The sequence below is a fragment of the Pseudomonas umsongensis genome, from assembly GCF_012647205.1.
Classification (GTDB): domain Bacteria; phylum Pseudomonadota; class Gammaproteobacteria; order Pseudomonadales; family Pseudomonadaceae; genus Aquipseudomonas; species Aquipseudomonas umsongensis.
This window is the reverse complement of record NZ_CP051487.1, coordinates 4,276,533-4,286,992: the sequence shown is the minus strand read 5'-3', so window position 1 is coordinate 4,286,992 and position 10,460 is coordinate 4,276,533. Positions and strand designations below refer to the sequence as shown.

10 protein-coding genes are annotated in these 10,460 nt (G+C 60.4%); 8 read left to right on the top strand and 2 right to left on the bottom strand.

The features are described 5' to 3' along the window. Nucleotides 1–299 precede the first annotated feature (299 nt). The 3 genes from HGP31_RS19280 to HGP31_RS19270 are packed head-to-tail and all read left to right on the top strand — an operon-like array spanning nt 300 to nt 3,091. Nucleotides 300–1,241, top strand: coding sequence for a Rieske 2Fe-2S domain-containing protein (locus tag HGP31_RS19280; protein WP_057715144.1), 942 nt, complete (start codon nt 300–302; stop codon nt 1,239–1,241). Between the two features lie 17 nt (nt 1,242–1,258). Beyond that, on the top strand, nt 1,259–2,287 hold the full coding sequence (locus HGP31_RS19275; RefSeq protein ID WP_168758447.1) for an aromatic ring-hydroxylating oxygenase subunit alpha: 1,029 nt from the start codon (nt 1,259–1,261) through the stop codon (nt 2,285–2,287). 24 nt (nt 2,288–2,311) lie between these two features. Continuing rightward, nucleotides 2,312–3,091: an SDR family oxidoreductase gene (locus tag HGP31_RS19270; protein ID WP_168758446.1), complete on the top strand. Its 780-nt coding sequence runs from the start codon at nt 2,312–2,314 to the stop codon at nt 3,089–3,091. Here HGP31_RS19270 and HGP31_RS19265 read toward each other — a convergent pair. Continuing rightward, entirely contained in the window at nt 3,088–3,483 is a 396-nt protein-coding gene (locus tag HGP31_RS19265; protein ID WP_237749997.1) for a VOC family protein, read from the bottom strand. The two genes, HGP31_RS19270 and HGP31_RS19265, sit on opposite strands and share 4 nt — an antisense overlap. A 201-nt stretch (nt 3,484–3,684) precedes the next feature. Between HGP31_RS19265 and HGP31_RS19260 the strand changes: the two genes are divergently transcribed. From HGP31_RS19260 to HGP31_RS19240, 5 genes are read left to right on the top strand one after another with little or no spacing between them, the layout of a single operon-like run. Beyond that, nucleotides 3,685–5,922, top strand: a complete 2,238-nt coding sequence (locus HGP31_RS19260) for a CoA transferase (RefSeq protein WP_168758445.1) — start codon at nt 3,685–3,687, stop codon at nt 5,920–5,922. 50 nt (nt 5,923–5,972) lie between these two features. Continuing rightward, a complete protein-coding gene (locus tag HGP31_RS19255) occupies nt 5,973–6,710 on the top strand; it encodes an SDR family NAD(P)-dependent oxidoreductase (RefSeq protein ID WP_033043228.1) in 738 nt (245 codons plus the stop codon). Nucleotides 6,711–6,734: 24 nt separating this feature from the next. Continuing rightward, nucleotides 6,735–8,030 carry an acyl-CoA dehydrogenase family protein gene (locus HGP31_RS19250; RefSeq protein ID WP_168758444.1) on the top strand — a complete coding sequence of 432 codons (1,296 nt, stop codon included), beginning with the start codon at nt 6,735–6,737 and terminating at the stop codon, nt 8,028–8,030. Then, nucleotides 8,027–9,079 (top strand): phosphotransferase family protein, encoded by a 1,053-nt coding sequence (locus HGP31_RS19245; protein WP_168758443.1) that lies wholly within the window; start codon nt 8,027–8,029, stop codon nt 9,077–9,079. The genes HGP31_RS19250 and HGP31_RS19245 overlap by 4 nt, the downstream gene beginning before the upstream one ends. 25 nt (nt 9,080–9,104) lie before the next feature. Further along, the gene (locus tag HGP31_RS19240; RefSeq protein ID WP_168758442.1) at nt 9,105–9,860 is read left to right on the top strand and encodes an SDR family NAD(P)-dependent oxidoreductase; all 756 of its coding nucleotides are present in this window, start codon (nt 9,105–9,107) and stop codon (nt 9,858–9,860) included. A 40-nt stretch (nt 9,861–9,900) separates the two neighbouring features. On the opposite strand, the gene folE is transcribed toward HGP31_RS19240, so the two are convergent. Further along, a complete protein-coding gene (gene folE / locus HGP31_RS19235) occupies nt 9,901–10,458 on the bottom strand; it encodes a GTP cyclohydrolase I FolE (RefSeq protein WP_095967353.1) in 558 nt (185 codons plus the stop codon). Nucleotides 10,459–10,460 lie beyond the last annotated feature (2 nt).

Sequence of the window (10,460 nt, the reverse complement as noted above, 5' to 3'; positions counted from 1 at the left end):
GAGCAAGCTAATGGTAATCAGGCTTATGGATTGCTCGCTAGCTATTTTTCATTAAAACATGATCACATAAAGAAAAAATGTCCATTTGGAGGTCGCTTATCAAGCTGAAATGTGCTCTTTAAGCCGAGATGTTTCGGCTTGATGCCTGAAGTATGCCTTTTTATGCTGGGTCTAAAAAAATATCGACAGAAAATAAAAAACTGTCGAATTATGTTTGCTCTATCCACCACGAAGCATTACCGTTAACGCTGACTGCGTTCAACGCAATTGCCCAAGACCAATAACAAAGAGGCAGCCCGATGATGACCCCAGGCTGGTGGGCCATGGCGCTTTGCGAGGCCGTGAATGATCAAACGCCATTGGCCGTGGCCTTTGCCGGCGAGGAGTTGGTGCTGTTCCGAAACGCGGCCGGCCAAGCCTTTGCCTTGGAAGACCGTTGCCCACATCGGCGGGTGCCGCTGGCTCTGGGGCGAGTCGTCGAGTCCGGCCTGCAATGCGGTTATCACGGCTGGACCTTTGATGGCGCCAGTGGTGGCTGCACGCAGATCCCCAATCTGCATGCCGATGAGCGCGTACCTGCACGTTATGCCGCGCGTGCCTTTGCGGTGCGCGAGGAAAATGGTTTTGTCCATGTGTGGTTGGGTGAGGGGGCACCGCAAGGGGCATTGCCCAGCAGCGATTACCAACCCAGCGGACGCGAATTTACCGGTTCCACTATCGTCAACATGAGTCACGACCAGTACCTGGATGCGATGCTCGACGGTCCGGAATGCTTGCTCGGGTTTCCCCATGTGCGCCTTACCGATTTTTTCCTTGGCGATCTGCGCAGCGAGCAGGGGCGTGTGGTTCTGGAACGAGGTGCGGTATGGAGCACACAAATCCTGCCTTCGCAGTTTGTGGTGGATTACCCCTTGATTGTGCGCACCGCCGTCCCCTTGAACGGCGGTACTGTTCGAGTGGATTTGCTGAGCGAAGATGAATTGCCGCTAGTGACGCTGATGATCGCGACCGGTGCCAATCGTCGTGGCACCACCAGCCTGTGTTGGCGTGGCTACGTGCATGAGCAGGTGCCGGCCAGGGCACCGTTGCGCTGGCGAGCAGCACGCCTGCGTAAACAAGCCCCATTCCAGGTGAAAAGCCTGATTGATGGCGCTGCCGTCGCGGCCCTGTTGCAAGCCTCATCCCGCGAACTGCGTGGGTTGCGCCAACCGCGCCTGATTCCCGTCAGCGCAGTCGTCTGAGCACAGGAGTTTCCACCATGCACGCCGTGCCTTCCTCCACCGATTCGAACCCTGGCAAAGTGCGGGGTGACTGGACGCCGATCAACTACGACCTGCGTGACACCTGGTTCCCGGTGTCCCATAGTCGCGACCTGAGTGCGCGGCCCATTCGCCGGATCATTCATGCCCAGCCCTATTACCTGTGGCGCGACAACGGGCGCGCGGTGGCTGCCGAGTTTCACCCGCATTTCCCCCATAAAGAGCTGATACTCACAGCGTTTACCGGGGGGCGGGGTTTTTATCCGCTGGTTGAGCGCTACGGCTACATCTGGGTCTGGTACGGCAACCCGGACGCTGCCGACATGCAGTTGCTCCCGCATATTCCGTTTCTACCGCAGGACGGCAGTCTTCCCGGTTACACCCAGCGTACCGTGCGTTTTGATGCGACCTCGGCGCTGTCGGTGGAAAACCTGATTGACCTGACCCATGCCGATTTCCTGCATGCCAATACCATTGGCGACGGTATCAGTGAGTCGGACGTGGTGGAGGTGCAATGGACCTCCGAGACCGTGACCCGCACCCGTACCGTGGCGCAAAAGTCAGTGGCGCCCATCATGCGCTGGGTCGGCGGTGTGCGTGCCAAATACCAGGACTTTCGCGCCGTGCTGCACATTCACTTGCGCAGCAACGTGTGCATCTCCTATCCGCGCTTTCGCCCCGGGTATGACGTGCCCAACCTGCAACCGTTCCTGCCGGTGGGCAAGCATCGATCGCGGTGTGACGTCACCTTCAACACCACCGCTGCACCCGCGCCTTTTCGCTATGTGATGCCGCGCATCAACTACATCATCCAGCCCCAGGACAACTCGGTGGTGCGCCCGCAGAATCAACGTTATTTCGAAGTCGACCAACGTCGCGACCTGCACTCGCGCTTCGATACGCCAGGTACCCGTTATCGCTACCAGATGGAGCAGTTGGTCGAACGCCAGCGCGCCGGTCAATTCGCCTACGGCAGCGACGCTGAACCAGGCCGCGATATCACGGCCTTGCTCGGCATGAACGACTGACGCCCACGCGCGAGGAGTATTGCAATGGATTTGGGTATTGGCGGGCGTATTGCGGTGGTGTGCGCATCCTCACGAGGACTTGGCAAAGCCTGTGCGCAGGCATTGGCGCAGGAGGGCTGCGATGTGCTGATCAATGGTCGCGATGCCGAGAGCCTGCAACAAACTGCGCAAGACATCTTGCGCAGCACGGGTCGACTGCCACGCACCGTGGTGGCCGACCTGTCCACCGCAGCCGGTCGACAGGCGCTGCTGGCCGCGTGTCCGGTGGTGGATATCCTGGTGACCAACAACGGAGGCCCCGAACCGGGCCGTCTGGAGGATTGGGACCATGCCGCCTGGTTGGCGGCCATTGAGGCCAATATGCTTTCAGGCATTTTGCTGATTCAGGCGCTGGTCGGCGGGATGCGCGAGCGGGGGTTTGGCCGAATCGTCAATATCACCTCGGCGATGGTCAAGTCGCCACGCTTGCCCCTGGGATTGTCCACGGCGGCGCGTGCAGGGCTTACGGCTTTCTGCAAAGCCCTGTCCATCGAGGTCGCGCGGGATAACGTGACCATCAATAATCTGCTGCCCGAACGTATTGAAACCGACCGCCTGCGCTTCATGACCGAGCAGTTGGCCAAGCATCGCCGACTCAGCGTCGAGCAGGCGCGGGTGGAAATGCTCAAGCCAATAGCCGCGCGCCGATTTGGCCAGCCGAGTGAATTTGCAGCGGCCTGTGCGTTTCTTTGTTCGGCTCAGGCCGGCTACATCACCGGGCAAAACCTGCAGGTCGACGGCGGCAGTTACTCCGGGTTGATCTAGCCGGCCCGGCGTTCTTTCCAATCGGCTGGCGGCTCTTCGCTGGCGTCAAAGTCGAGTTCGACTTCAACCCCGTTGGGGTCCTGCATAAACAGCTGCCAGGTGCGTTGCGAGCCTGGCGCACGAATGATCTTGAAGCGCACGCCATGCTCGATCAGGCGCGTGCACATCGTCTGCAAGCCACTGGCATGAAAGGCCATATGGTCGAGCACGCCACGTCGCGGTTCCGGCATTTGCGCTACGCCCACGACATGCAGCACTGGCTGGTTCCGGGTGTAAAGCCAGAACCCGGGAACCGGGAAGGGCGGGCGTGGCCCCTCAACCAAACCCAGCACCTCAACATAGAAATCCCGTGTCGCCTGCAGTTGATCAGAGACGATAGTGAAGTGGTCCATGCGCAGGATCATGTCGAGGCCCTTTATTGTGTTGTTGAACTGATTATTAACTATTGTTCATATTCGCGCTTATGATTCTATATTCGGAATACTAATCTATATATGAAATTATTTTTCGATGGCTTAGGGTGACGCCATGGATTCGTTCTGCAGCTTTGCTGCAGAACGCTTTGAGCAGAACAAGCCACTGAAAGGTGCTGTATGAGCCAGGCAATCCTTGAAGGCATTCGCGTCATCAGCCTGTGTTCCGGCATTGCCGGTTCAGCCGCCGGCCTGCAACTGTGTGAAGCGGGTGCCGAAGTGGTCATGGTTGAATCACCTGGCAATCCGGCCAGAGATCACCAGGCGCTGTTCGCGGTGCTCAATCGTGGCAAGCGCAGTGTCACCCTTGACCTGGAAAACCCTGCCGATCGCCAGCAGTTGCGGTTACTCCTAGCCACTGCCGATGTGCTGCTGCACGATTTCACCCCAGCAGTGGCGCAGGCCCATGGTCTGGCAGACGCGCTGCTCGTCGCAGACTTCCCCCGATTGGTTGTCTCTGCGATCAGCGGCTGGCCGCAACGGCATGCGCTGGCGAATGCCATTCCACGGGAAACACTGATCCTGGCGCGCCTGGGCCTGTTGGATGAGCAGCCCGCGCATCGCCCCGGCCCGGTGTTTGTGCGCATGCCATTCGCCAACTGGCTGGCCTGCTGGCTATGTGTGGTCGGGGTAATGGCGCGGTTGCTGGCGCGCGACCGTGACGGCTGTGGCGGCATCGCCCATACGAGTCTGGCCCAGGCGGCCCTGGTGCCCATGACCATGCATTGGAACCGGGCGCAAACGCCAACCCCAGCCTTCGCCAAGGGCCTGGATAAATACATTCCGATTCCATTGCACCAGTGCGCCGATGGCCGCTGGCTGCATGTGCACTACTCGCCGGACAAATCGCCGTGGATGGCCGCAGCGCTCAGCGAACTGGGCGAAACCGAAGTGGCTCGCCTGAATGCGTTATGGCCTCCGAGCCATGTGGCGCCCAACTTCGGCGCCAACAAGGCCATTATCACCACACGACCGGCGCAGGATTGGGTCGAGCATTTCTGGCAGCACGATGTGGCCGCGCAAATTGCCGGCGCCTTTGGCGATATCTACTTCGACGAGCAGGCGCGCCTCAATGGCTATGTGGTTGAAGTTGACGATGTACAACTGGGCAAGACCCTGCAACCGGGCCCGGCCTGGCAGGTGCAGCCACCTGCGCGAGTCGGCGGCAGCGCACCACTGGCTGGTGAAGGGAACGCAGTACTGCCGGGCGCTGATACATGGGTTCCGGTGCAAGGGTACCCGTCGAGTCCCGCTCCATTGCCACCGCTGCATGGCTTGAAAGTCCTGGATCTGGGCGCCTACCTGGCCGGGCCGTTTGCCTGCATGCTGCTGGCGGACCTGGGCGCCGAGGTCATTAAAATCGAAGCCCCTAAAGGCGACGCCATGCGCCGTCTGGAGCGAATTTTCAGTGGTACCCAGCGGGGCAAATTGGGGGTCGCGCTGCAACTGGGTGATCCGCAAACCGAGCCCGTCGTCGAGACGCTGGCACGCTGGGCCGATGTGGTGCACCACAACATGCGGCTGCCGGCCGCACGCAAACTCAAGGTTGACTACGAGCGTCTCAAAGCACTTAACCCGCAGTTGGTCTATTGCCATGTCAGCGCCTACGGGCCGAACGGCCCGCGTGCGGATTGGCCAGGCTTTGACCAACTGATGCAGGCCTCCTGCGGCTGGGAGGTCGAGCAGGGCGGCGAAGGACAAGCGCCGATGTGGCTGCGTTTTGGCGTGGGTGATTTTTTTGCCGGTTTATCCTCGCTTTATGCCTTGCTACTGGGGTTGTACGAGCGCAATCGCAGCGGCGCCGGGCAAATGGTCAGTTCCTCATTGTTGGGCGCCACGTTGCTGTCGATGAGCGAAGCGGTGGTGCTGGAGGACGGCCGTCTCACTCCTGTCGCCCATATGGATGCACAACAGACGGGTCTGAATGACGCACACCGCCTCTATCTGTGTAGCGATGCATGGCTGGTGGTGGCAGCGCTGCAGCCTGATGAAATTCAGCGCTTCACCGCACTGGTGGGCAGTCGGCCCGAGGATTATTTCGCAGGCCTCACCCGGCAGGCGGCACTGGCAGCACTGGCTGGCGTGCAGGTTCCCGCACAGGCAGTGCTGGAGGCGCAGATGGATGTGTTTCTCGACAGCCCCGAACACGCTGCTGCGGGCCTGCATGCCCATTATCCCCATGCGGTGTACGGGGACCTACAACAGATTGGCGCGTTCTGGGATTTCGGCAATTTGCCGTTGTCGCTGAATCGCCCGCCACCGGCCCTCGGCCAACATACCCGGCAAGTCATGGCAGAGCTCGGCTACACCAGCAGTGAAATTGAGCGCATGGCCTCGGCGGGTCTGGTGGCGCTGTAAAAGTGTGGATATTGCTCGACAGCATTCATCGACAAGCACAAGGAACACCCATGTACGAGTTGGATTTCAGCGGTAAAACCGTGCTGGTGATCGGCGGTTCCAGTGGCATTGGCAATGGCATTGCACAGAACTTTCGCCAGCGCGGTGCCGAGGTGCATGTCTGGGGCACACGAGCCTCGGCAGCGGCCTATCGAGATTCACCCGACTCTAATCTCGAAGGCCTGCACTACGCCCAGGTCGACGTTGCGGACGCGGCGTTGATTGAAGTCGCCAGCGTGCCCTTCACCCGCCTGGATGTGCTGGTGCAAGCACAAGGCACGGTGCTCTACGATCGTCAGGAATTTCTGACCGAGGGTTTCAAGCGCGTACTCGACGTCAACCTCACCAGCCTGATGGTGTGCGCACAGAAGTTTCACCCGCTGTTGATGCAGGCCAAGGGCTCGATGATCACCGTCAGTTCCGCTGCCGCCTTCCACTCCACGCGTGGCAATCCGGCCTACAACGCTTCGAAAACCGGTGCTTTTGGACTCACTCGCACCCTGGCCGAAGCCTGGGCTCGTGACGGCATCCGGGTCAACGGCATTGCCCCCGGGCTGGTGGAAACCAAGCTGACACGTGTGACCACCAGCAACCCCAAGCGCCTCGAAGGCGCGTTGCGGGCCATTCCTCAAGGGCGCCTGGGCACGCCCCAGGACATGGCCAACGTGGCGCTGTTTCTTGCCTCGCCGCTGGCTAGCTATGTGCTCGGCCAAACCCTGTTGGTCGACGGCGGCATGCTGCTGGCCTGATCGTTATTTACTAGGAGACACACCATGGCCTGGGACTTTCAGACCGACCCCGAGATACAGGCGGAACTGGATTGGATCGAGCAGTTTGTACGTGAGGAAGTCGAGCCCCTCGATCATGTGCTGGGCAGCCCGTGGAATATCCACGATCCGTTGTTCAAGCAGCTGGTCAAGCCGCTGCAAGCGCAGGTGAAGGCACGCAAATTGTGGGCCTGTCACCTGGGGCCGGAGCTGGGTGGGGCAGGGTATGGCCAGGTGCGCCTGGCATTGATCAATGAAATTCTCGGTCGTTCGCTGTTTGGCCCGATTGTGTTTGGCTGCCAGGCCCCCGATTCCGGCAACGGGGAAATCCTCGCCCATTACGGCACCCCGGCGCAGAAGCAGCGCTACCTGCAACCGCTGCTCGATGGCGATATCGTGTCCTGCTTCGCCATGACCGAGCCGCAAGGTGGCGCGGATCCCGCCGTGTTCACCACCGAAGCGGTGCGCGATGGCGATGACTGGCTGCTGAGCGGCGAAAAATGGTTTGCCTCCAATGCCCGCTACGCAGCGTTCTATATCGTGATGGCGGTCACCGATAAAAGCGTATCGGTGTATGAAGGCATGTCTATGTTCATCGTCGCCGCTGACGCGCCCGGGGTGAGCATTATCCGTAACGTCGGTATCGCCGATGACCCCGCCGCCACCCATGCTTATCTGTCATTCGACAAGGTGCGAGTGCCCTCGGGCGACATGCTCGGTGCGCCCGGTCAGGCATTTGTCGTGGCTCAGGTTCGGCTCGGTGGTGGCCGCGTGCACCACGCCATGCGGGTGATTGGCCAGGCGCAAAAAGCCCTTGATGCACTCTGTGAGCGGTCCCTGTCGCGCAGTACCCAGGGCAGCCGTTTGGCGGATAAGCAAATGATCCAGGAAAAAATTGCTGATTCATGGATCGAGCTGGAGCAATTTCGCTTGCTGGTAATGCGCACGGCGTGGCGCATCGATCAGTACCAGGACTACAAGCGAGTGCGCAAGGACATCGCCGCAGTGAAGGCTGTCATGCCCAAGGTGTTGCATGACATCGCCGCCCGCGCCTTGCATGTGCATGGTTCGCTGGGCGTCAGTGAAGAAATGCCCTTTACCGGCTACATCGTGCGCTCCTTCCAGATGGGACTGGCCGATGGGCCAACCGAGGTGCACAAAGTCACGGTTGCCAAACAGCTGCTGCGCGACTATCAGCCCTGCGACGAATTGTTCCCCGATTACCATCGACCCACCGCCGAGGCCCGTGCCCGGGAAAAATACGCCGACGTATTGGCCAGCCTTGGCGAGCGCAATCCATGAACGACTGGCAGGATCTGGTCGACCTCGAGCGCCTGGCCGACTGGATGGATAGTCAAGGCCTGGAGCGCGGCCCCATCGAAGCCCCGATACGTTTGACCGGAGGCACGCAAAACCTGCTGCTGCGCTTTCGGCGCGGTTCGCGTGAATTCGTCCTGCGTCGGCCTTCCAGGGAACTGCGCGAAGTCGGCGGCAAGACGATTGCCCGTGAAGCGCGTTTGCTCAAGGCATTGGCGGGGTCGCAAGTGCCCCATGCCGGTTTGATTGCCGATTGTACTGACCCAGGCGTTTTGGGTGCCAGTTTCTACTTGATGGAACCAATACAGGGTTTCAATCCCAACTGCGCGACCGGTTTGCCGGCGCCTCATGCGCAGCAGCCTGAAATGCGCCGGCGCATGGGGCTGGCCATGGTCGATGCGCTGTTGCGCCTGGGCGAAATTGACTACCAGGCGGTGGGGCTGGCGGATTTTGGCCGGCCTGAGGGTTTTCACCAGCGTCAGGTCTCACGCTGGCTGGCGCAGCTGGACAGTGTCAAAGACTATCCCGGTTGGCCCGGCGCCAAGGGTCTGCCGGGGCTCGAACGATTAGCCAGCTGGTTGGGCGATCATTGCCCGAAGCAGTTCCAGGCCGGTATCCAGCACGGTGACTTTCACCTGTCCAATGTCATGTTCCGGCACGACGACGCAGAGCTCGCCGCGGTAGTCGATTGGGAGCTCGCCACCGTCGGTGATCCGTTACTCGATCTCGCCTGGCTGGTGGTGACCTGGCCCGATGCCGAGGGTCGTGGCGCCGGCACCATCGAAGTGCATCCCTGGGATGGCTTTTGCAGCAGCGATGAATTGGTCGCCCATTACCGGGCCGGCAGCTCACGCTCGTTGGCGGACTTGACTTGGTACCTGGTGTTGGCTGGGTTCAAGCTCGGCATTTTTCTCGAAGTCAGCCACGCACGTGCCTGTGCAGGTAAAGCCTGCAGGGTCACCGGTGAAAAACACCACGCCTCGGCGCTGCGCCTGATCGCTACGGCGTTGCAACGTATCGAGCAACTATCCTGATATATCCAGACAAGAGGAACAGCCCATGCAACTGGCCGGTAAGCGGATCATCGTCACGGGGGGCGCCCGCGGCATTGGCGCGGCAGTGGTCAAGGCGTTTGTGGAAGAGGGTGCCCATGTCGTCAGTCTCGACCTGGGCGAGGCAGCCTCGATAACGGGTGACGGTGGTGGTTGGGCGCACTCGCGAGTCTGTGACATCGCTGACAGCCAATCGGTGGACGCGGCCTTTGCCTGGGCCAGCGAACAGCTCAACGGCCTGGATGTGCTGGTGCATGCCGCGGGCATCGCGCCCAATGCCAGCGCCGACAGCATCACGCTGGACGAGTGGGAAAAGGTCTTTGCGGTCAATACCCGTGGCACCTTCCTGACCAACCGAGCGGCCTATGAGCTGCTCAAGGGCAGCGGCGGGCGCATCATCAATTTCGCCTCTGCCGCAGGCGTACTCGGACAGCCGGGCAAGGCCCATTACGCCGCCAGCAAGGGCGCCGTACTGGCGTGGACGCGCACGGTGGCGCGGGAGTGGGGGCCCTTGGACATTACCGTCAACGCGATTGCTCCGGCGATGTGGACGCCGATGTACGACGCCACCCGCGCGAGCATGAGCGCCGAGCAATTGCAGCAACACGATGCGTACATGGCCGGCCAAGTGCCAATCGGCGGCAAGCTGGGCGAACCGGCCCGGGACCTGGCCCCTGTGCTGGTGTTTCTTGCCGGCGACGGTTCACGGTTTGTCACCGGTCAGACACTCGTGATTGACGGCGGGATGATGATGCTCAGTTGAGTGGCAAGCGGTGTGCCTGGGATGAGCCCGGCACACGCGCCTAGCGGCCGCGGATCAGTTGCAAGAACTCCTGGCGAGTGTTGTACGACTCACGAAACGCGCCAAGCATCACCGAGGTGCTCATCACCGAGTTCTGCTTCTCCACACCACGCATCATCATGCACATGTGTTTTGCCTCGATCACCACCGCCACCCCGGCGGCATCGGTCACCTGGGCAATGGCGTCGGCAATCTGGCGTGTCAGGTTTTCCTGGATCTGCAAACGGCGGGCGAACATGTCGACAATACGCGCGATTTTCGACAGCCCCAGCACCTTGCCTGTCGGTATATAGGCGACATGGGCCTTGCCAATAAACGGCAGTAAATGATGTTCGCACAAGGAGTAAAGTTCGATGTCCCGGACGATGACCATCTCATCGTTGTCCGATTCAAACAGTGCGCCATTGACGATTTGTTCGAGGCTTTGCTGGTAGCCATGACAGAGGTACTGCATGGCTTTTGCTGCGCGCTTTGGCGTGTCCAACAAGCCTTCACGTTCTGGATTTTCACCTACGCCGTGGAGAATCTCACGGTAATTTCTGGCCAGTTCTTCGTTCATGG